This is a genomic window from Deefgea rivuli DSM 18356 (genome assembly GCF_000620145.1).
Classification (GTDB): domain Bacteria; phylum Pseudomonadota; class Gammaproteobacteria; order Burkholderiales; family Chitinibacteraceae; genus Deefgea; species Deefgea rivuli.
On sequence record NZ_KK211081.1, the window covers coordinates 336,284 to 358,796 of the forward strand.

Annotated in this window: 18 protein-coding genes, 1 tRNA gene and 1 pseudogene; 10 read left to right on the forward strand and 10 right to left on the reverse strand. The window is 50.3% G+C overall.

Going from position 1 to position 22,513, the window contains the following annotated elements:
* The first annotated feature begins 10 nt into the window (after window positions 1–10).
* Both Q320_RS19590 and Q320_RS0111530 read left to right on the forward strand, forming a co-directional pair.
* Entirely contained in the window at window positions 11–733 is a 723-nt protein-coding gene (locus tag Q320_RS19590) for a phosphatase PAP2 family protein (protein WP_051534683.1), read from the forward strand.
* Window positions 723–2,360: a phosphoethanolamine transferase gene (locus Q320_RS0111530; RefSeq protein WP_051534684.1), complete on the forward strand. Its 1,638-nt coding sequence runs from the start codon at window positions 723–725 to the stop codon at window positions 2,358–2,360. Before Q320_RS19590 ends, Q320_RS0111530 begins: the two co-directional genes overlap by 11 nt.
* 423 nt (window positions 2,361–2,783) lie before the next feature.
* On the opposite strand, the gene narL is transcribed toward Q320_RS0111530, so the two are convergent.
* Together narL and Q320_RS0111540 are read right to left on the reverse strand one after the other, a co-directional pair.
* Window positions 2,784–3,431, reverse strand: a complete 648-nt coding sequence (narL, locus tag Q320_RS0111535; RefSeq protein ID WP_027469135.1) for a two-component system response regulator NarL — start codon at window positions 3,429–3,431, stop codon at window positions 2,784–2,786.
* Window positions 3,424–5,274: a histidine kinase gene (locus tag Q320_RS0111540; RefSeq protein WP_169734455.1), complete on the reverse strand. Its 1,851-nt coding sequence runs from the start codon at window positions 5,272–5,274 to the stop codon at window positions 3,424–3,426. Before Q320_RS0111540 ends, narL begins: the two co-directional genes overlap by 8 nt.
* A gap of 320 nt (window positions 5,275–5,594) precedes the next feature.
* Between Q320_RS0111540 and napF the strand changes: the two genes are divergently transcribed.
* The 6 genes from napF to Q320_RS0111570 all read left to right on the forward strand — a co-directional run bounded on the left by napF (window position 5,595) and on the right by Q320_RS0111570 (window position 11,066).
* Window positions 5,595–6,083, forward strand: coding sequence for a ferredoxin-type protein NapF (napF, locus tag Q320_RS0111545; RefSeq protein ID WP_035853497.1), 489 nt, complete (start codon window positions 5,595–5,597; stop codon window positions 6,081–6,083).
* On the forward strand, window positions 6,080–6,358 hold the full coding sequence (locus Q320_RS0111550) for a chaperone NapD (protein WP_027469138.1): 279 nt from the start codon (window positions 6,080–6,082) through the stop codon (window positions 6,356–6,358). The genes napF and Q320_RS0111550 overlap by 4 nt, the downstream gene beginning before the upstream one ends.
* Window positions 6,355–8,895, forward strand: a complete 2,541-nt coding sequence (gene napA / locus Q320_RS0111555; RefSeq protein WP_027469139.1) for a nitrate reductase catalytic subunit NapA — start codon at window positions 6,355–6,357, stop codon at window positions 8,893–8,895. The genes Q320_RS0111550 and napA overlap by 4 nt, the downstream gene beginning before the upstream one ends.
* A 119-nt stretch (window positions 8,896–9,014) precedes the next feature.
* Window positions 9,015–9,464: a nitrate reductase cytochrome c-type subunit gene (locus Q320_RS0111560; protein ID WP_211251223.1), complete on the forward strand. Its 450-nt coding sequence runs from the start codon at window positions 9,015–9,017 to the stop codon at window positions 9,462–9,464.
* On the forward strand, window positions 9,461–10,165 hold the full coding sequence (locus tag Q320_RS19595; RefSeq protein ID WP_035853500.1) for a NapC/NirT family cytochrome c: 705 nt from the start codon (window positions 9,461–9,463) through the stop codon (window positions 10,163–10,165). The genes Q320_RS0111560 and Q320_RS19595 overlap by 4 nt, the downstream gene beginning before the upstream one ends.
* Before the next feature lie 61 nt (window positions 10,166–10,226).
* A complete protein-coding gene (locus tag Q320_RS0111570) occupies window positions 10,227–11,066 on the forward strand; it encodes a ferritin-like domain-containing protein (protein ID WP_245591007.1) in 840 nt (279 codons plus the stop codon).
* A 515-nt stretch (window positions 11,067–11,581) separates the two neighbouring features.
* Here Q320_RS0111570 and Q320_RS19600 read toward each other — a convergent pair.
* From Q320_RS19600 to rpsU, 6 genes and pseudogenes are all read right to left on the reverse strand, one after another.
* Window positions 11,582–13,012: pseudogene (locus Q320_RS19600) on the reverse strand (IS1182 family transposase).
* Window positions 13,013–13,421: 409 nt separating this feature from the next.
* A tRNA-Ile gene (locus Q320_RS0111580) sits at window positions 13,422–13,498 on the reverse strand.
* Between the two features lie 15 nt (window positions 13,499–13,513).
* Window positions 13,514–15,448, reverse strand: a complete 1,935-nt coding sequence (gene rpoD / locus Q320_RS0111585; RefSeq protein ID WP_027469142.1) for an RNA polymerase sigma factor RpoD — start codon at window positions 15,446–15,448, stop codon at window positions 13,514–13,516.
* A gap of 237 nt (window positions 15,449–15,685) precedes the next feature.
* A complete protein-coding gene (dnaG, locus tag Q320_RS19605) occupies window positions 15,686–17,593 on the reverse strand; it encodes a DNA primase (RefSeq protein ID WP_051534685.1) in 1,908 nt (635 codons plus the stop codon).
* A gap of 51 nt (window positions 17,594–17,644) precedes the next feature.
* Window positions 17,645–18,085, reverse strand: coding sequence for a GatB/YqeY domain-containing protein (locus Q320_RS0111595; protein WP_027469143.1), 441 nt, complete (start codon window positions 18,083–18,085; stop codon window positions 17,645–17,647).
* Between the two features lie 172 nt (window positions 18,086–18,257).
* Window positions 18,258–18,470 carry a 30S ribosomal protein S21 gene (gene rpsU, locus Q320_RS0111600; RefSeq protein WP_027469144.1) on the reverse strand — a complete coding sequence of 71 codons (213 nt, stop codon included), beginning with the start codon at window positions 18,468–18,470 and terminating at the stop codon, window positions 18,258–18,260.
* Between the two features lie 191 nt (window positions 18,471–18,661).
* Here rpsU and tsaD point away from each other — a divergent pair, with 191 nt between their 5' ends.
* Window positions 18,662–19,675: a tRNA (adenosine(37)-N6)-threonylcarbamoyltransferase complex transferase subunit TsaD gene (tsaD, locus tag Q320_RS0111605; protein ID WP_027469145.1), complete on the forward strand. Its 1,014-nt coding sequence runs from the start codon at window positions 18,662–18,664 to the stop codon at window positions 19,673–19,675.
* A 105-nt stretch (window positions 19,676–19,780) separates the two neighbouring features.
* Here the strand turns inward: tsaD and Q320_RS0111610 are convergent, their stop codons facing one another.
* Window positions 19,781–20,428, reverse strand: a complete 648-nt coding sequence (locus Q320_RS0111610; protein ID WP_027469146.1) for a fumarylacetoacetate hydrolase family protein — start codon at window positions 20,426–20,428, stop codon at window positions 19,781–19,783.
* 136 nt (window positions 20,429–20,564) lie between these two features.
* On the reverse strand, window positions 20,565–21,485 hold the full coding sequence (locus tag Q320_RS0111615; protein WP_027469147.1) for a CobD/CbiB family protein: 921 nt from the start codon (window positions 21,483–21,485) through the stop codon (window positions 20,565–20,567).
* A 182-nt stretch (window positions 21,486–21,667) separates the two neighbouring features.
* Here Q320_RS0111615 and Q320_RS0111625 point away from each other — a divergent pair, with 182 nt between their 5' ends.
* The gene (locus Q320_RS0111625; RefSeq protein ID WP_027469148.1) at window positions 21,668–22,261 is read left to right on the forward strand and encodes a Fe-Mn family superoxide dismutase; all 594 of its coding nucleotides are present in this window, start codon (window positions 21,668–21,670) and stop codon (window positions 22,259–22,261) included.
* Window positions 22,262–22,513: the final 252 nt, after the last annotated feature.

The window sequence follows — 22,513 nt, forward strand, 5'->3', positions numbered from 1 at the left end:
GTGAGCGCGGATGATGCGGGATTTACGGTGGTGGAATTATGTGGCGCCAGCCATTTTTGGTAGCTTTTTATTCTGGATTTATCCGCAAACCAATTGGGATCATGCGCTGATTGCGCCTTATTTTGATCCCCAATTGCATTTCTATTGGCGCGACCAACTCTTCCTCAATACCGTGATGCACGACGGCCTGAAAATTGCGCTGCAATTGATCGGCGTGGCGACATTTTTCTATTGGCTGTATGCCAAGAAAATCGGCTCAACTGAGCAAAGACGCTGGCTTTGGCTCTGGCTAGGCATCGTGTTCAGCGCGCTATCCGTGTCGATACTGAAACGTTTCAGCATTCATGCTTGCCCGTGGGATTTGACGCGCTATGGCGGCTTTGCCGCTGAATTAGCTTTGTTTGCCGACTTACCGAGCGGAACGCAGCCGGGGCGCTGTTTTCCGGGCGGTCATGCATCGGGTGGGTATGCGTTGCTAGCCTTGTATTTTGCATTCATAGGGAGCAATACCCGCCTTGCCTATTTGAGTTTGGCGCTGGGGCTGTTCGTCGGAAGCTTAATGGGGTGGACGCAAATGATGCGTGGTGCGCATTTTATGTCGCACAATTTGTGGACGCTGTGGGTGGTTTGGCTGGTCTTGCTGGCGTGGTATTGGGTTTGGCCGCCCGTGGCGGATGCAAAGTGTGCATCGCCCGTGATGACTGGCAAGCTGGCGGTGCAACATGCGCTTTAAACTCAGCCTGCCCCGCATTCAGCCATTACGTAGTGAGCACCTCACCAGCATCGCCGCACTGTTTTTTGTGTTCGCCTGCAATGGCGTTTTTTGGCAGCATTTATACGCCGTGCAGCAGCCCAGTCATTTTGCTGGCTGGCTGTTTATGGTCATCGGTGCGCTGTTTTTATGGCTAACGCTCAATCTCTTGCTCACGCTGTTGGCGCTGCCCTATGTGCTGAAACCCGTGCTCAGCTTCCTGTTAATCATTACGCCGATTGTCGTGTACTTTATGGTGCAATTTGGCGTGATGATTAACGTCGATATGCTGCGCAATGCGGCGCAAACCAATAGCAGCGAAACGCTGGATTTACTCACGCCCAAATTAGCCTTGTACTGGCTGGTTTTAGGTGGGCTGCCACTCTATTTCTTATGGCGAACGCCCTTGGTATTTCGCCCATTTCAACGCGAAGCACTGATCAAAATCGGCATTGTGTTCGCAAGCGCGATCTTGCTTGGCTGCATTAGTGTTGGCTTTTATAAAGAATTCGCATCAGTCTTTCGCAATCACCGCGAGCTGCGCTTTTTAATCACGCCGATGAATTACATCCAAGCCACATCGAGCTACCTCAAGCAAAACGTCAAACTCAAAGCCGTACCCGTTGCAGCAATTGGTTTGGATGCGCAGCGCAACACCGTGCCGCACGCACGCCCTACGCTCACCGTCATCGTCGTTGGCGAAACCGCGCGCGCGGCAAATTTTTCACTCAATGGCTACGCCAAAGACACCAATCCACGGCTGAAACAAACCGCCGGTTTGATCAATCTGCCGCAGATGCGCTCTTGCGGCACCGATACTGCGGTTTCCGTGCCGTGTATGTTTTCGATGTTTGAGCACAGTAATTACAGCGCCGATCAAGCCAAAAGCCATCAAGGTTTGCTCGATGTGGTGCAACGCGCGGGCTTTGACGTGTTGTGGCGCGATAATCAATCGGGCTGCAAAGGCGCGTGCGACCGCATTCCGAATGAAAATACCCGTGCGTTCGCCGAGGCGAAACTCTACCAAGACGGAGAATGCCTCGACGAAGCTTTACTGCAAGGTTTGCAAGAAAAAATCGATACAATCCAGCGCGATACGGTCATCGTCCTTCATATGATGGGTAGTCACGGCCCGGCATATTACAAGCGCTATCCGGCCGCGTTTGCAAAATTCCAACCGACTTGCGACACCGCGCAGCTTGATCAATGCACACAAACGCAAATTACCAATAGCTACGACAATAGCCTGCTGTACACCGATTTTGTGCTATCGAATTTGATTGATTTGCTACGCAAAAATAGCGATAAAGTCGATACGGCGATGACGTATTTATCCGATCACGGCGAGTCGCTGGGCGAGCGCGGGCTGTATCTGCACGGCGCACCGTATTTGCTCGCGCCAGATGAGCAAACGCATATCCCAGCAATGCTGTGGCTCTCGCCCGAATACGCGCAGCAAGCGCAAATCAATCTGGCCTGTTTGCAGCAACGCGCAGGGCAAAATTATTCGCACGACAATCTATTTCATTCCACGCTAGGGCTACTGAATATCAAAACTGCGCTCTATCAACAAGAGCTGGATTGGTATGCACCGTGTAGAAATAAATAGCAAAGTATTGCCATGTAGGCATTAATAAATAATGGCTATATGGCAATACCTATATATTTAGGCTTTGTTAAAATTTGATGTTGATGCTGTGCAGCGATGCTTGGGCTGGGGCTTAAAGTCCCTTGTATCAAGCCGAGCGAGGAACAAGCGGCTCGGGGTTTTTGCGATCAATGTTTGAGCGAGGCCGAAGCTTTTGGTTTTGAGGCCGAACGAGTTTTGAGCGCAACCGAGCCGATTGTCCACAGCGAGGGAATCCGGCGAAGCCGGACGCAGATACTAGGGCGGCCTTCTTTTGCTTACTTTTCTTGGCCGTTCAAGAAAAGTCAGTGCCGCGCGGCATGAGCGCGACCATGCTGATTAGAAAATCGACGCTTTCATTTAGATGAGGCTCTTTTTTATTAGCACAAAATCTGAACATACCCTCTACTTAATCCCCTGTTCCACCGCCCAAATTGCCGCTTCCAGCCGTGAACGGAAGCTCAGTTTACGTAATAAGCTTTTCACGTGAACTTTGACCGTGCCCTCCGCAATACCTAGTTCTCGACCGACCAATTTGTTGGATAGGCCTTGCGTGAGGCAAACGAGGATTTCGCGTTCGCGCTCGGTGAGTGATGCTAACATCGCATTGCGCTCGCTGCCGTCGTCTTCGCGCAGCGCCAACGCCAGCGCACGGCCGAGGCGTTCGGGGATGGCCATTTGCCCATCAAGCGCGTCGGCCAGACTGGCGACAATTTCTTCAGGCTCCATGTCTTTGAGCAAATAACCGTCGGCACCGGCGCGAACTGCGGCGACCAAATCCGCCGATTGATCCGATACCGTCAGCATCACCACACGCGAATCGACATCCAGCTCTTTAATCGCGCGCAGCGTGGCGATGCCGTCCATGCCTTTCATATTCAGATCCAAAATCACCAAATCGGGGTTGTGCTCCTGCACCAGCAGCAAGCCTTCTGCGCCACTGGCGGCTTCGGCGACGACGATAAAACGCGCGTCTAAACCGAGTAATTGCACTACGCCTTTGCGAAACAAAGGGTGATCGTCGATCACGATGACATTAAATTGCTCACTCATTACTCAAACCTCTCGGAGTCAATGTCGAAAATGGTGTTGTTGGAATAAACCGCAGTTGCACCACCGTGCCTGTCGGCTCGCGGTGCAGCAATTGCAATTCACCCTGCAAATTGGCGGCACGATCGCGCATGATACTTAAACCATAATGTTGCTTTTTGTCGGGATAATCGGTGATTCCGCAACCATCGTCGCTTATTTTCACCAAAACATGCACGCCATCCCAAGCTAAGTTCACCCACGCATTTTGCGCACCGGCGTGGCGCTCGATATTAACCAAGGCTTCACGAACGATTTGCAAAATATGAATTTCCTCGTGCGCCGCTAATTCAACGCCCATCAAATGGTTTTCCAACATCACTTGATGGTCGGCGCGCTCGGCAAATTCGTGCACGGTTTGCTCCAGTGCGGCGGCCAAACCGCGCTCGTTCATTTGCAGGCGGAAAGTATTGAGTAATTCACGCAATTGCCGATACGCGCCATTCAGACCTTCACGCAACTCGGACAAAGCGGCATTCGCTGTATCGCTACGCTGCGCTTCTGGAAATTGATTTTGTAGGCGCACGACTTGGATTTTTAAATAAGATAACGATTGCGCCAAAGAATCATGTAGCTCACGCGCAATGACGGTGCGTTCGTCGTGTAAAGCCAGCCGATGTTGTTCTTGTTTACGTTTGGCATTGGCCAAAGCCGTGCCAATTTGCCGTGCGATGGCTTCAAGTAATTGCTGTTGCCAATCGAGTAAAGATTGCTGCGCTTTGAGCTGAATCGGCATGATGCCGTACACGCGCAGCCCGTCGCTGAGCTTAAATACGGGCGAATCGGATGGCGCAGGCGCGAATTGCGCGGCATCACCACAATTGGCGCAGTCATTTCTTTCGCACGGCTCGCTCGGTAAATTCGGCAGCACTGCCAAGCGAAACGCCAGCGGCGCTTGCTCGGTTTCGGTAATGCAAATCATCGCGTGCTCGAGTTCAATCACCGAAGCGACATCGGCCAACACTTGGTCAAACGTCGCTTGATCGGGTTCTTGATCAGAAAGTCGCTGTTTGGTGCGGTAGAGTAATTCAAGGCTGCGCTGATTTTGCGCTAAAGCGTGCGTTTTCTCGCTGACACGGGCTTCCAGCACCTCGATACCCAGTGCCAGCTCGGCGACCATATGATTAAACGCCTGCCCCAGTTGAGTAATTTCACCCGCGCCGCCCTCGGGTGCACGAACGTGAAAATCGCCTTGCTTCACTTTTTCGGCCACATGCGCCATCGCCATCAATGGCCGCGTCACGCGGCGCGTGAGCCACAGCAAAGTCAGCACAAAAACAACGATCATCGTTGCAATCGCGATCCATTGGATTTCGCCCAACCATTGCAAACGCGTTTCATGCTTGGCTTCTATGGCTTCGACATACTGGTCAATCAACTCAGCAAATTGAATCGCTTTGGGCAGCAAACTACCGTCTGGCGCGGCATTGAGCGGCACAAATAAATTTTTCATTTCAGTGCGCCAAGCCGTTTCCATACGATGGTAGGCGACTCGCACCGGATCATTCACATCATCAGGCAAATTATTGAGCAAGGCGGAACCATACAACTTCTGCTCAAACTCACTGATCACCTGATCCAACAGCGGCTGGCTGCTCGGTACTGAGGACGGAGGCGATAAACGCGTGGCAACAATCAAAAAAGTTTGTTTACGCAAAGATCCTGCGATATTGATCGCCGTGCCTTCGCCACTGGAATGCACCACCATGCCCCAGCTTAAAAAGAGTGCCAAAAAAGCAGGCAAAACCATCAACAGTAGCGCTTGAGTAATAAAACGCAAAATCGATGCCTGTTTAACGTAATTCACCACACGCAAAGCCCTACCTCCAAATTTCCACCGCTCGCATTGAACTTGGCACATTTGCGGCGGCAAAGCACCCAGCTCGTCGCAAACCCACACGGTTTAGCCGCAAAGTGAAGCAAAACACCTGATTTCTCTCAGGCAATTTTGAGTACACCACGCCCAAAGCATTTTAAGCAAACGCGGCGATCTAGCCAGCTACCACCAAGGGGGTAAAGCCATTCAGCCGCTTACACCCCCACCCCCCTAAAGAGGCATTGTTGCATTCAGTAACGCAGCCTAATCTTCCTCAATCACTTCTTCAACGTACAGGATTGAACACTGCTGTGGATCCATCCCGCCGCAATTTACTATTCGGGCGCAAACCACAAACCCCGAACGCACCGCCCCCACCATGGGCCGTGCCGCAATTTTTGGATCGCTGCACGCGATGCGGCGACTGTGTCAGCGCCTGTCCGACGCAGATTATCAAAGTCGGTGCAGGCGGTTTTCCCAATGTCGATTTTTCTGCTGGCGAATGCACATTTTGCGGCGACTGCGCCAGCGCCTGTACCCCGCAAGCCTTGCTACACAGTGAAGCTGCGCCGTGGAGTCTACGCGCCAACATCTCAGAGAGTTGCCTCGCAGAACAAGGCATCGAATGCCGAATTTGTGGCGAAGCCTGTGATGAGCGCGCAATCCGCTTTGAACTGGCCATCGGCAAAGTCGCTCACCCCCATATTAAAACTGAACAATGCACTGGCTGCGGTGCCTGCCTTGCGCCGTGCCCGAGCCAGAGCATTCGCATCTTAGAGTTGACGGAGTTGTCCGCATGAATATTTTTAGCTTGGTGATTCGCCCTGTCCCCGCCTATCTGGACGAAGTTCGCGCCGCTGTTTTAGCCGTACCCGGCGTAGAGCTGCATATCGAACATGAAGGCAAACTCATCGTCACCATTGAAGACGTTGCTGGGCTACGCGGCTCGGATTTACTCAAACAAATTCAAGATATCCCCCGCGTTGCGTCTGCCACGCTGGCCTATGAATACTGCGACGACGAAATGATGCCGCCGCAAACCACATCCAAACATTCCGAAGGACAACACTCATGAGCTTAGATCGTCGTGAATTTATTAAGATTTCTGCCGTCGCAGCCGCCGCAGCCAGCGCAGGAATTCCAATCGCAAATGCCGCGCCCAAAGCCATGCCCGCTATTGCTGGTGAGGGTGGCAGCGCCATTCGTTGGGACAAAGCACCATGCCGCTTCTGTGGCACCGGCTGTGCAGTGTTGGTCGGCACGCAAAATGGCCGTGTGGTTGCCACGCAGGGCGATCCTGATGGCGAAGTCAATAAAGGCCTCAATTGCGTCAAAGGCTACTTCCTATCCAAAATCATGTACGGCGAAGATAGGCTGACCAAGCCACTGCTGCGCAAAAAGAATGGCGTTTACGATAAGAATGGTGAATTCACTCCCATCAGTTGGGATGAAGCATTCGATATCATGGAAAAGAAATGGAAAGAGGCACTCAAAGCCAGCGGCCCTGAATCGGTAGCGATGTTTGGCTCAGGCCAATGGACCGTGTGGGAAGGCTACGCCGCCTCCAAACTGATGAAAGCGGGATTTCGCAGCAATAATCTCGACCCAAACGCGCGCCACTGTATGGCCAGCGCGGTAACGGGATTTATGCGTACTTTCGGTATGGATGAGCCTATGGGCTGTTACGACGATATCGAAGCGGCCGATGCCTTTGTGCTCTGGGGCTCAAATATGGCCGAGATGCACCCGATTTTATGGAGTCGCGTAACGGATCGCCGCCTTTCTAACCCTAAAGTCAAAGTCGCCGTGCTCTCAACCTATGAGCACCGCTCGTTCGAGCTGGCCGATAATGGCTATGGCTTGGTGTTCACGCCGCAAACTGATTTGGCGATGATGAACTTCATTTGCCATCACATTATTTCGACCGGCCGCGTGAATCAGAAATTCGTTAAAGATCACTGTAATTTCAAAATTGGCGAAACTGACATCGGTTTTGGCCTGCGTCCAAACAATCCACTCGAGGTCAAAGCCAAATCCAATGGTTATCCAGGCGCCGATGGCAAACCTAAGGGTGATGCCAATGCAATGAAACCGGGCTCTTACGAGCATTTTTCCAAGTTCGTCTCTGATTACACCGTCGATAAAGTCAGCAAATTGTGCGGGATTCCTGAAGACCGCCTGATCGCGCTGGCCGAGCTGTACGCAGATCCAAAAATCAAAGTCATGTCGTTCTGGACGATGGGCTTTAATCAGCACACGCGCGGCACGTGGGCGAATAATATGATTTACAACGTGCATCTGCTGACCGGCAAAATCGCAGAGCCAGGCAATAGCCCGTTCTCACTAACCGGCCAGCCATCCGCTTGCGGTACGGCGCGTGAAGTCGGCACTTTTGCCCACCGCCTGCCTGCAGACATGCTCGTTGCTAATCCTGAGCATCGCAAACACGCCGAAGAAATCTGGCGTCTGCCCGAGGGCACCATCCCCGCCAAAATCGGCCTGCATGCTGTCGCTATGGCGCGCGCCATCAAAGACGGCAAAGTGAAAGTCTATTGGCAAATGGCCAATAATAATATGCAAGCCGGCCCCAATATCAACGAAGAGCTCTACCCCGGCTGGCGTCGTCCCGACACCTTTATCATCGTGTCTGATCCTTATCCAACCGTTTCTGGGCTGGCCGCCGATTTGGTGTTGCCAACCGCAATGTGGGTCGAGAAAGAAGGCGCATTTGGTAATGCCGAACGCCGCACGCAATTTTGGCGACAACAAGTCAACGCGCCCGGCGAAGCGCAATCGGATTTATGGCAAATCATGCAATTTGCCAAACGCTTTAAAGTCGAAGACGTGTGGCCTGCCGATTTGATCGCCAAAAAAGCCGGCATGAACGGCAGAAGCTTATTTGACGTGCTGTTTATGAATGGCAATGTGAATCGCTTTAAAAATACCGATTTGCAAAAAGGTTTTGAAAACTTCGAAGCCAAGCTCGCAGGCTTTTATATTCAAAAAGGGCTGTTTGAAGAATACGCCTTATTTGGCCGCGGCCACGGCCATGACCTTGCACCATTCGATATGTATCACCAAGCGCGCGGCCTGCGCTGGCCTGTGGTCAATGGCCTAGAAACACGCTGGCGCTACCGCGAAGGCTCTGATCCTTATGTCAAAAAAGGCGAAGGTGTGCGCTTTTACGGCAATAAAGACGGTCGCGCCAATATCATCGCCTTGCCTTACCAGGCGCCGCCCGAAATGCCCGATGCTGTCTTCGATATGTGGCTGTGTACTGGCCGCGTGCTGGAACATTGGCATACCGGCACGATGACGCGCCGCGTGCCGGAATTGCACAAAGCCGTTCCCGAAGCGATGGTGTTTATGAATCCGAACGACGCGAAAAAACGCGGTTTGCAGCGCGGTATGCTGGTGAAAGTGGCATCACGTCGCGGCGAAATCACCGCCCGGCTTGAAACTCGTGGGCGTAATAAACCCCCTGTGGGCTTGATTTTCATCCCGTTTTTTGACGAAGGTCGTCTGGTGAACAAACTCACGCTCGATGCGACTTGCCCGATTTCTAAGCAAACCGACTACAAAAAATGCGCGGTAAAAGTCGTCAAAGCTTAATCGCATATCGCTTGGGCAAGCCAGCAGCTTGCCTTAAGCAAAGGGTATATAGATAAAAGCATTAATTAGTGATGCATAGCGAGCAATACCCAACATGCATCATGACTAAGGAGATGAAAATGAAGCAGTTAATCAGTTTATGGATTTTATTCTGTATCGCCATTGCCCCATTCGCCCAAGCAGAAGGACTTAGATCCCTGCGCGGCAGCGAAGTGATGAACGGCGATGTGCCATCAGAAAATTTCCGTTGGGAAAAAGACCGCCGACCTTTGCCACGGCATTTTGTGCAGCAACCGCCGATTATTCCGCATACCACTAAAGGCTATTTAATTACTAAAGAATTTAATAAATGCCTAGACTGCCATAGCTGGGATCGCACTGCCGACACGGGCGCGACCAAAGTCTCAATCACGCATTTCAAAACACGCGGCGGCACTGAGCTGACTAATATTTCACCACGCCGCTATTTCTGCCAGCAATGCCATGTACCACAAACCGATGCGAAACCCTTGGTAGGCAATACGTTTCAGCCTGCCGCCGGCCTCGTTAAACAGGGGAATACAAAATGAGCGAAACGCCAAGTAAACCCAGCCTAAAACAGCGGCTCTGTGCGCGGTGGCAAAAAGTGAAGGGGATCCGAATTGGCTATATCGGGATCATCGTCGCGTTTATTGTCGGGATTATCTTTTGGGGCGGTTTTAATACGGCGCTAGAAATGACCAATACCGAAGAGTTTTGCCTGTCGTGCCACGAAATGAAGAGCAATGTTTATCCGGAATACCAAGAAACCGTGCATTACACCAATCGCTCTGGCGTTCGCGCCACTTGCCCGGATTGCCATGTACCGCATGAATGGGGGCCGAAAATGATACGCAAGCTCGAAGCTTCGAAAGAAGTTTGGGGCAAGCTCACCGGCTACATTGATACCCGAGAAAAATTCCTCGATAAACGACTTGAGCTGGCAGAGCACGAGTGGGCAAGGATGAAAGCCAACGATTCCAAAGCCTGCCGCAATTGCCACAATTATGAATATTTCGATTATATGGAGCAAAACACCCGCTCGGCCAATGCCCACCAAAAAGGCTTGTCTGAAGGGATGACCTGTATCGATTGCCATAAAGGCATTGCCCACCATCTACCGGCCGTCAATCAGCACGTTGGCCCCGATGGTAAAGGTGTGAAACCTGAAGTGATGCACCCAGTGCAACCTAAAGCCAAAGGCGAAAACGGCAGCAAAGCCAGCGACGAGGACATGGCAGGAATCGAATAAAACCACTAATTGATATGCGCACACGGGCTTCTACGGAAGCCCGTTTTTATTCAAGCCGCCCTTGCCAGCCAGCAGCGCACGCGCAATACTCTGGCGCATTATTACCTTGGACTTCGCCGTGTTTGCCGCCGCCTTTGCCGCCCTAATTGAAACTGATCCTAGCCAAAAAATCGCCAAATTGGCGCGAATTGACCTTGAGCAATTCGATGCGCTCGATCCCACGCCCATTATCCCAATCGAAAATCCCGGCCGCCCTGCCAAGCCAGAACTCGTTGCGCCCAAAGATTTGCCGCGCCGCAGAAATCTAGGCGAAGCAGAAAACCGCGCCGCGCTCTTGCACGCGTTTGCGCATATTGAATTTAATGCGATCAATCTAGCCATCGACGCGCTGTATCGCTTTCGTGAAATGCCAGCACAGTATTACGCCGACTGGCTCAAAGTGGCGCGTGAGGAAGCCTATCATTTCAGCCTGCTGCGCGAGCATCTGAATACTTTGGGTTTTGATTACGGCGATTTCCCCGCACACAACAGTCTGTGGGAAATGGCGGTCAAAACCGATGCCGATGTGATGGCACGCATGGCGCTGGTGCCACGGATTTTAGAAGCGCGTGGTCTGGATGCCGTGCCGCCAATTCGGCAAAAACTGTTTAACGTCGGCGATCTACGTGCTTGCGAGATTCTCGACATTATTCTGGCGGACGAGATCGGCCATGTTCGCATTGGCAATGACTGGTATCACTGGTGCTGCACAGAGCGCAGCCTCGACCCAATTCAAACTTTCGTCGCGCTACTGCGCGATTATGAAGCGCCAGTATTTCGCGGTACGCTGAATCATATTGCGCGGCAAGAAGCAGGATTTACGGCAGAGGAAATGGAATTACTGGAATCGTTGAAACAATAAAAAGGGTATATAGCTAGAGCTTTTATTTAATAAAGCCCACATTTATACACCCGAAGATAATTCCTAATTAGTGAGCCATCTCAGCAAGCAAAAGATTGGAATTTATAGAAGTTAGCTTGAAACAAGCAGAATCAACCTAAATCTGCTTTCGACCCACTGCGGAGGTAATTTGTAGATTAGGCTAAGCTTGCGCAGCCCAACGTTCACCGTGGTTTCGCTTTTTCCTCACACCAAACAGAATCTCTTTTGATTGTTATGGGTATCTTTGTTGAGGCATTTATAAATATAGACTTCACTCGTATACCTATAGCTAATGCGCCAAACCATCTTGGGCTTTTTCTCGCACGTTGGGCTGCGCAGGCTTAGCCCAACCTACGTAGCTGGCAGCTCTCGGCCCAGACTGTGTAAAAACGCGGAGGCAGGCAATGCCCATTTCACCCGTGCTATCATTTTTTGTAGTTTCACTGCCAATTCGTTCGCAAACTTAGCCGCAATTAGTAACAAATAAAAGCCTTTCAGGCTCTCATTGCCACCATCAGGTTTTGTATTCCTATGATTTTCATCACCCGCTTCATGTTGTACGCCAGTATATGTAAACTCATCTCTGCTCGGGCATGCTCTAGGCCTTTGGTGAAGAAATGTGTCGTACCCATCCATTCCTTTAAAGTGCCAAACGGATGCTCGACCGTCGATTTCCTAATCCGCATGGCATCAGGCATTTGGTCTAGCCGAGTTTGCATTGCATCTAAAATATTTTCATGTTCCCAACGAGTAACACGTCGTTCCTTGCCTGGAGTGCATTGCGCTTTCAAATGACAATCCTGACATTTAGAACTCTAGTATTTATGTAGCGTCTGTCCTTTCTCAATGCTAATGCAACGTTGCGTAAGTTGCTCACCAGCAGGACACTGATATTCATTAGTCTGCGCGTCATAAATGAAGTCTGACTTATCAAACCGGCCTTCTGCATTCGCGCCGGAGGTCTTGCACTTAGGAACGATGGCGCTAATCTGGGCTTCATCGCAAGCCTGAATTTCTTCGCTTTTAAAATAACCACGGTCTGCAATCGCGGTGAGCTTCTCAACCGCCATTGCCGTTTTGGCTTGTTGCGCCATCTTGCTAAGTTGCGAACGGTCAGAGCCTTGGTTGTTCACATCGTGCGCAACAATCAAATGGTTTTTGGTATCCACAGCTGTTTGCACGTTATAATCCACGATGCCATTCCCCCGCGATTTCATGGAACGAGCATCGGGGTCGGTCAATGATATTTGCTTATCTGGTGTTTGGTTCAGCTCCACTTCAATCGTTTTCAATTCCGCCATCTTGGCTTTTAAAACCGTGATTTTATTTTGCAAGCGTTCGGCATTCACCGCTGCAGTGGCGTGCTCTTGACGGTCAGCAGAATCAAGCGCGGTCAAATAGCGCTGAATGCTATTTTCAATTTCTTCCATGCGGCGTTGTAATTTTGCGCTGGTGAAGTTGCGGTCTCGATTGTTGACCGCTTTGAATTTACTTCCATCGACCGCGACGATGGCTTCGGTGAATAAACCAAGCTGCTGGCAGAGTAATACGAACTGGCGGCAGACTTTGATGATGGCCTTGCCATTGTCTTTGCGGAAGTTGGCGATGGTTTTGAAATCGGGGGTTAATTTGCCACTGAGCCACATTAGCTCGACGTTGCGCTGGGCTTCACGCTCTAAGCGACGACTCGATTGAATGCGGTTCAAATCGCCGTAAATGTAAATCTTGAGCATCACGTTGGGGTGATACGCAGGGCGTCCCGTAATGGCTGGCGCGACACCTTCGAAACCAAGTTGAGCCAGATTGAGCTCATCGACAAAAACATCAACCACGCGCACTGGGTTCGCCTCGGAAATATAGTCATCAAGGCATTCTGGGAGCAAGGTAGTCTGCGTTCGGCTCTCGCCTTCGATAAAGCGTTTCAAAATAAAAACCTCGTCCCGTGGTCATGGCAAAATCATACTACAAGGCACGTTTTTACACAGTCTGGGCCGACTGCGGCCTGTCGCACAGTCTAACCGACTCAATTCATCCAAGCACCACCCCTAGAATGATGGTGGCTAAATTGGTATCTTTTAGAACCTCACAAAACCAGACTACTTATCAAAACTTAACTTTTGCTGATTTGTGTTCGTGTTGTATTCGAGGGGAGTCAGTTGTCTATTTTGCTGTAGAAACAGAGGTTTGATGTATTGGGGAGTTAATTGCCCAATTTGTATAAGAAACAGGTGGTTGATTGATGCCCACCGCCTACATAGCGCCTACACGGGGTAGTTCAAATATTTTGAACGCAAAAAAAAGGACTTAGCATGTCTGCTAAGTCCTTGATTTTACTGGTGGGCCTTCACGGACTTGAACCGTGGACCAAAGGATTATGAGTCCTCTGCTCTAACCAACTGAGCTAAAGGCCCGTAAGGGTTGCTATTCTACTGTTCGCTGGCGTTATTTTCAATGAAACTCTTCAATCTTTCTGAGCGAGTTGGATGACGCAGCTTACGTAGTGCCTTAGCTTCGATCTGACGGATCCGCTCACGCGTTACATCAAATTGCTTACCGACTTCTTCAAGCGTGTGATCGGTGCTCATATCGATACCAAAACGCATGCGCAGCACTTTGGCTTCGCGTGGTGTCAGGGTATCCAGCACTTCTTTGGTCGCTTCACGTAGACCGGCATAGACCGCAGCATCGGCTGGCGCCATATTATTGGCGTCTTCAATGAAGTCACCGAGGTGCGAATCATCATCGTCACCAATTGGTGTTTCCATTGAAATCGGTTCTTTGGCGATTTTAAGGATTTTCCGGATTTTGTCTTCCGGCATTTCCATGCGTTCTGCCAATTCTTCTGGTGTTGCTTCCGTGCCGGTTTCTTGCAGAATCTGGCGTTGGATACGGTTCATTTTGTTGATCGTTTCGATCATATGTACCGGAATCCGAATCGTACGCGCTTGGTCGGCAATCGAGCGCGTAATCGCCTGACGGATCCACCATGTCGCATAAGTCGAGAATTTATAACCACGACGATATTCGAATTTATCCACTGCTTTCATCAAACCGATATTGCCTTCCTGAATCAAATCGAGGAATTGCAAACCACGGTTGGTGTATTTTTTCGCAATCGAAATCACCAGACGCAAGTTGGCTTCGATCATTTCGCGCTTGGCACGCTTAGACTTGGCTTCACCGGTCGACATATGGCGACTGATTTCTTTCAACTCACGAATACTCAAGCGCGAAGATTCTTGCAACTCGTTGAGTTTTTGCTGCTGCTCCATGATCGCGTGTTTATAGCGGAACATGATGCCCGAGTAATTTTTTTCGCTGGCGATTTCTTCAGGCACCCACGTCAAGTCGGTTTCGCGACCTGGGAAGGTTTTAATGAAGTAATCACGCGGCATACCGACACGACGCGTACACAAGTCCATAATTTGGCGCTCGTGGGTGCGAATATCGTCCACCATGCCACGCAATACGTCGCAAAGCGATTCAACTTGACGGGCAGAGAAACGAATTTTCTGAAACTCCATCGCAATCGATTGTTGCAACAGAATATAGGTCGGCGACGAAGTACCATGATCGATCAAGGCTTCGAGCATCCGGCCATACAGGTCGTTAATGACTTCGAAGTGTTCACGCGCTTGGGTTTTCAGTAGCTCAAGATTGGCGCTGGCCGCTGCTGCGCCACCGTCGTCTTCAACTTCTTCTTCCTCAGCAGTTTCTTCGAGCACGGCATCAGGATCTGGCAAGTCGAGTGCGACTTCTTCTTCCGCTTCCACCGCATTCGGATCGATAAAGCCGTCGATCACATCATCGATACGAATCTCATCATTCAAACCACGCTCAACCAAATCGATGATTTGGGCAATCGTGGTTGGGCAGGCAGAGATCGCAGTGATCATGTGCTTGAGGCCATCTTCGATGCGCTTGGCGATTTCAATTTCGCCTTCACGCGTCAACAGCTCAACCGTACCCATTTCACGCATATACATACGGACAGGGTCGGTGGTGCGGCCAAAATCAGCGTCAACCGATGACAGCGCAGCCTCAGCTTCTTCGGCGGCGTCTTCGTCTGCCACACGGGCAGGCGCATCCGACATCAACAGATCTTCAGCATCGGGAGCTTCGTCGTAGACTTGGATCCCCATATTGGAGATCATGCTAATGATGCCCTCGATTTGCTCAGCATCCAGCATGTCTTCTGGAAGATGGTCGTTAATCTCGGCGTACGTGAGATAGCCACGCTCTTTACCGAGGACGATGAGTGTCTTGAACTTGGCTTTGCGCTCTTCAGGGTCGAGTTTTACCTCGCCTTGTTTGCCGTTAGACTCAAGATTTTCTTTATTTAGTTTTTGATCTGCTGCCATGACTCTGCTTGTGTGTCTAGCAAAACCGAGAATTATACCAGACATCGAAGGGTTTTGTCCCCGATGCCGGAAGTGAAGCGCCCATACAGCCGTTTTACTTAATTATCGACACAATAAAAGCGCCGATAATTAAGCCGTTTGACTTAACTAGTGACACAACAAAAGCGCCAATAATAGAGTCGTTGTACTTAGCTGATGACGCATAAAAATGCGCCAATATATAGCCGCTTTACTTAGCTAGTGGCGCAATAAAAGCGCCAGATATTCTTGCGACTCCTCGTCCGTCAAACCACGACTTGCAGAGAGGGTATCCAACTCTTCTTTCCGACTCAGTGTAGACCCTAGCGAAAAATTTTGCGTAGCGGCTGACAATGAATTGGCGATTTCAACCTTCAAATCTTCTTCATCAAACTTTTCAAACAAGGCACGCTGCTCGCTAAATGCCCGACTCAAACGAGAATAATTGGGCAACTCACGACAACGCTCCAACAATTCAGCGCCTTGCAAATCAGGCGCTTGGCGCGCAATCGCAAAGACTGCACGCGCCAAACCATGCAAACCCTCTGTCGGCCACATCAACTCCACAGGCTCTTGCCCCAGCAAAATCGATGGGCGAAACAACACCAACTCCAACGCTCGTGACACCGGATCATACTGACCTGCAGATTTTAACCTTGGGCGCTGCTCTTCTGCTTTCCAACTTTTACTCTTACCGCGCTGATATCCGCCACTACGATTAAATGGCTCTCGCCGCGCTGGTTTGGCTTGCCATTGCTGTGGCGCTTGCCAATCTTGCATTTCCGGTTCTGTACCCCATTCTGCTTGTACTTCAAGCACTTTTGGCTGGGCAGTCACAGCCTGCAAAGAGGCAAACTCAGCGCTAGACAATTGGCACATTTCTGCCAAGCGTTTGCCGATCATGAGTTTTAATATGGGGGCTTGTGTCAATTCATCAAGATAGGGGCGCGCAATATGTACTAAACGCGCTCGCCCTTCCTCCATCGTCAAGTCGACCTGCCCCGCGAGTTCTTTCAATAAATATTGCGATAGCGGCAACGCGGATTCGGTAATCAACAATTCAAACTGCTCACGGCCAAACGCCTGCACATAAGAATCTGGATCATGCTCAGCCGGTAAAAATAAGAATTTCAGCTCTTTGCCATCTTTAACTTCAGGCAAGCTATTTTCGAGCGCTCGCCACGCGGCTTTGATACCGGCTTTATCGCCGTCAAAGCCAAATACCACTTCATCGGCCAGCTTGAGTAGTTTACGTACATGCTCCGGCGTACACGCGGTACCCAAGGACGCCACCGCGTAATCAACGCCATGCTGATGCAGCATGACGACGTCCATATAGCCTTCAGCCACCAACACACGATTGTGATCGCGAATCGCGGTGCGCGCCTGCGGCAAACCGTACAGTTCACGCCCCTTGGTAAAAACTGGTGTTTCTGGCGAATTTAAATATTTGGGCTCACCCTTGCCCATCACGCGGCCACCAAAACCAATCACTTGCCCGCGCTGATTGATAATCGGAAACATCACCCGCTCGCGAAAGCGATCATAGCGACGTTTCGATTCTTCTTTATCAATCACCAAGCCCGCTTCGGCTAAAATGGTATTCCAATCATAATCGGGGTATACCGCTTTAAGCGGTTGCCAATCATCACCGCCAGGCGCATACCCCAAGCCAAACTTAGCAGCCGTTTTACCCTCTACGCCACGACGTTTAAAATACTCAATCGCAGCTGGCGCAGTTTTAAGTTGAGCACGATAAAAATCAAACGCCACCTTTAATACATCGTAAATGCCTGGCGCTTTTTTTTGCTCTTCGGTGATCGGCTTATCGGACACAGGAACTTGCATCCCCACCGACTCGGCCAATTGCCGCACCGCCTCAGGAAAACTCAAGGCCTGATGCTCCATGACAAATGTCAGTGCCGAACCATGTACGCCGCAACCAAAACAATGATAAAACTGCTTGGTTTGGCTTACTGTAAACGATGGAGATTTTTCTTTATGAAACGGACAGCAGGCCATGTAATTCTGGCCTGCTTTTTTAAGCGGCAGATAGCGCTCCACCACGTCGACAATGTCAACGCGGTTGAGTAAATCCTGAATAAAATCATCGGGAATCAGCGCCATTTAATCCAAACACACAATCAAATGATTATAACGGCCAGCACGGTTCCGCAATTAAGCCATCCGCGCTTTAACCAATTTGCTCACTTCAGCCATATCCGCACGACCCGCCAATTGCGGCTTGATCTCGGCCATGATTTTGCCCATAGACGCAGCAGTCGCGCCATGCGTAGCAATGGCGGCATCGAGAATGGCGCTAATTTCTTCTGCGGTCAGTTGCTGTGGCATGTATTCGATCAATACCGTCACTTCGAACTTTTCTTTGTCGGCCAAATCTTGGCGATTAGCCGCTTCAAATTGCGTGATACTGTCTTTACGCTGCTTGAGCATTTTATCGATGATGGTCGTGATCGCCGCATCATCCAATTCAATCCGCTCATCCACTTCGCGCTGCTTCATTGCGGCCAACAACAAACGAATCGTACCTAGGCGATCAACTTGCTTTTCTTTCATTGCTGTTTTCATATCAGCAGTAATACGGGCTTTTAATGTCATCACGCGTCCTAAGTGGGTCAGCAAAAGTTTCCTTGCACCGTTGTCTTGTCGACTCGATGTACGGCCTGCGGCTTCGACAGATTGCCATAAAACTTTTACGCAGATAATTATTTAGAAAAAACAAAAGGCCGCCATAGGCGACCTTGAGTACAAACAACAACGAGCAGAACTCTTAGTAGAGTTTAGCTGGCAATTGTTGGCTACGCAGACGCTTGTGTTGACGCTTAACAGCGGCAGCAAGCTTGCGTTTACGTTCTGCAGTTGGCTTCTCGTAGAATTCGCGTGCACGAAGGTCAGTGAGGAGGCCAGTCTTTTCAACAGAACGTTTGAAGCGGCGCATCGCTACTTCGAACGGCTCGTTTTCTTTAACGCGTACGGAAGGCATTAGTCGAATCCTAGTAAACTTAAAACCCTAGCCTCATCCGAGATAAACCTCGTTAAAGACCAAAGATTGGGAAAGGGTGTAATTATCCAAGAAAAATGGCGCGATGTCAAAAGGAATACTCATCTAATACTTCCGTGTTGCATCCATGCCCGTTAACATAGCAACATTATTGAACAAAAACGAGCGCCACCATGTTGGTATTGGGCATTGAATCTTCCTGTGACGAAACCGGCGTAGCGCTCTACGACACCGAGTCGGGCCTGCTCGCGCACCAGCTGCACAGCCAAATCGCCATGCATAGCGAGTATGGCGGCGTGGTGCCGGAACTGGCTTCACGCGATCATATCCGCCGCGTTCTGCCGCTAACGACTGCTTGCTTAGCCACTGCGCAGCGGCAACTGAGTGATATTGATGCGATTGCGTACACAGCTGGCCCTGGCCTCGCGGGTGCATTGCTCGTTGGCGCTTCGGTTGCCAATGCAATGGCGTTTGCACTAGGCAAGCCCACCATTGCCGTTCATCACCTCGAAGGACATTTGCTGTCGCCTTGTCTTGCTGAACCCGCGCCAGAATTTCCTTTTGTCGCGCTGCTCGTATCAGGCGGCCATACGCAATTGATGGCCGTACACGGCGTTGGGCGCTATGAATTACTCGGTGAAACTGTCGACGATGCCGCGGGCGAAGCATTTGATAAATCGGCAAAACTGATCGGCCTTGGGTACCCTGGCGGCCCAGCGCTCTCTAAACTGGCTGATACAGGCGACGTGAATCGCTTCACATTACCGCGCCCGATGCTACACACACCGAACTTAGATATGAGTTTTTCGGGTCTCAAAACTGCGGTACTGAATTTAGTCACCCAGCAATCACCACTCGACGACACCACCCGCGCCGATATTTGCGCGGCATTTCAAGCGGCGATTGTAGAAGTACTGCTGAAAAAATCACTCAAAGCACTCAAGCAAACCGGCATGAAGCGCCTAGTGATTGCCGGCGGCGTTGGCGCGAATCGGCAACTGCGCGCGGCGCTGGACGATGCGGCGCAAAAACGTGGCTTTGCAGTATTTTATCCGCCACTAGAACTGTGTACCGATAACGGCGCGATGATTGCCTATGCGGGCGCGCAGCGTTTAATCGAACAGAAAACCGCCGGATCATTTGCAGTGAAACCGCGCTGGGATTTAGCTAGCCTTGCCAGCACCTAATAGGTATATAAATGCAGCGCTTACTACATAAAGCCTAGCCAGCAATACCAATAGTAAAACCCGCCAAGGCGGGTTTTACTTTTTAGGCTTAATAATCTAAACAAGCTAAGCCACCACAAATTCCTGCTCGATATGCGGCGACCAAGTAAGGCGCAGTACATCGCCCAAATGAATCGATCCAACCCCTTCAGGTGTGCCGGTATAAATCACATCGCCAGCTTGCAAAGTAAACTTGCTCGAAATCCACGCAATCAAGGTGGCGACATCAAACACCATCAAGCGCGTATCGGCCGATTGGCGCAGTTCATTATTAATATGCAGCGTAAATTGCTGCTGCATCGGGTCAATGCCTTGCGCAGCAACAAAGTCAGTCAATACCGCCGCGCCATCAAAGCCTTTGGCCAAAGTCCACGGTGCGCCGTTTTTCTTTGCGACGGCCTGCACATCACGCGCGGTTAAATCCAAACCCAAACCATATCCAGCAATGTGATTGAGCGCATTTTCTTTGGCGATATTTTTACCGCCCTCACCAATCACCACGACCAACTCTAATTCGTGATGCACATCATTCGACCAAGCTGGCAACACCAGCGGCGCACCGGGCTGCACGACAGCTGAATTAGGCTTAATAAAGACCACCGGCTCATCAGCAATCACCGAGCCCATTTCTTTGGCATGAGCAACAAAATTGCGCGCCACGCAGAAGATATTATTAATACGAATTTTTTGTTCGCCAACGCGCAATTCAGCCATACATTCCCCCCCACTTAAATCAACAACACGAAAGACACGAAAAAAAAAGTCAAACGACACAAACATAAGAAAACATTTTACCTTCGTGTTTTTAGTTCTTTTTTCGTGCCTTTCGTGATCCAAGATTTTGACCGTGCTAAGCCAGCCACTGCGAAATGCTAAACAACAAAATCACCGCCAACCACAAAATCGCCGCGCGCCACACCAAGGCCACCGCGCTTGCTAGGTAATCAGGATTCGCCGATTCGCCGACCCCCAGCTCAGGGCGGAACTTCACCGTGTGATCTTGATGCAGCGCCTCACCCAAACGCACGCCCAAAGCGCCAGCGGCAGAGGCTAGCAAAATACCGTAATCTTGATCCATCCATTGCTGCGCTTGCGAGCGCCAGCAATACACGGCGTCTTCAAAATTCCCCACCACCGCAAATGCAATCGCCGCCAAACGTACCGGAATAAAATCCAGCACTTCCATCACGCCACCGGCAAAGCGGCCAAACATATCACCGTGCCCGCCCCATTTTTGCTGCAATAAACACGCGGCACGATAGGCGACTGCGCCTGCTGGACCAGCAATCCACGCCAAAGCAACAAACCAGAAAATCGTGCCAAACACATAACGATAAGAATCAATCACGCCTTGTTCGATGGTCAAACGCGCCACTTCGTCTTCATTGAGTTCCGAAGTCGATTGCCCCGTCCAATCAGCCAGCATCACGCGCGCGCCGTCCAAATCATCGGCCTGTAGCGATTTAGAAATTTTGGTAAATGCATGGCTAAACTGGCGAAAGCCCATTGTGAAATACAAAATCACCACATTCCAAGCCATCGCCAGCAAAAAATTATGCTGCAACAAGAACCAATACCCGCCCGCAGTAATTGCCACCAACGGCAGCACAGCAAGCAGCCAGGCATATACCCCATTTCGATACTCACCGGCATTCAAATTGCGCCCCATACCATTGGCGGTACGAATAAAGCCAAGATACAAAGGGTTGCGGCTACTAATGGGGCGAAGCTGCTCCAAAAGCAAAGCTAAAATCAGCGATAAAATACTCATAAACTTTAATCCTAATTGCGCTTAAGGTTGCGCCCAAACTAAAAAAATCAGCCTGCGACCACACATTCATTCGCTTTCAAAGATAACATAGAGGCCGCGTGTGCAGAAACAATAACAACAGCACTTGAAAAACGATGCCACAGTGCCATATCGTCAGTACGCCAACCCAACCGGAGATTCACATGGAACATCAATTACCTACCCTGCCTTATGCACAAGACGCACTAGCGCCTTTTATGTCTGCCGAAACTTTGTCGTTCCACTACGGCAAACATCACCAAACTTATATTACCAATCTCAATAACCTGATTAAAGGCACTGAGAACGAAAGCAAGTCGCTTGAAGAGATCGTAAAAACTGCCCCAGCAGGCGGCTTATATAATAATGCAGCGCAAACTTGGAACCACACTTTCTTCTGGTTTGGCTTTGCACCGAATGCTGCTGGCGAAGATCGCGCACCAGCTGGCGCATTGGCGGATGCCATCGCTGCGAAATGGGGCTCGTTCGACGACTTCAAGAAAGCCTTCAATGCTTCTGCCGCAGGTAACTTCGGCTCAGGTTGGACTTGGTTGGTAAAAAAAGCCGATGGTTCACTCGACATCGTTAACACGGGCGCAGCTGGCACACCACTCACAACAGCAGACACCGCATTGCTGACCTGTGACGTTTGGGAACACGCTTATTACATCGATTACCGCAACAGCCGCCCTAACTACTTGGAAGGCTTCTGGAAATTGGTAGATTGGAATGTGGTTGCAGCACGCCTTGCGGCTTAAGCAACACACTAAAAGCAGACCATTTGTCAGCTTTTGTGCACATTTGTAAAAAAAGACGACGTGATGTCGTCTTTTTTTTTAATTTTATTGATCTGCACCAAAAAAACCCTCAAAGCAGTGCAAGAGAAAATTAAACTGGCATTTATCCTTGTAATTCAATGGTATTAGCGTTTTTACCTAGCGCACCATATTGCAACGCAATAATTAGCCAAATCTAATACACAGGCATTAAAGTTTCTTCATGCATTCGAC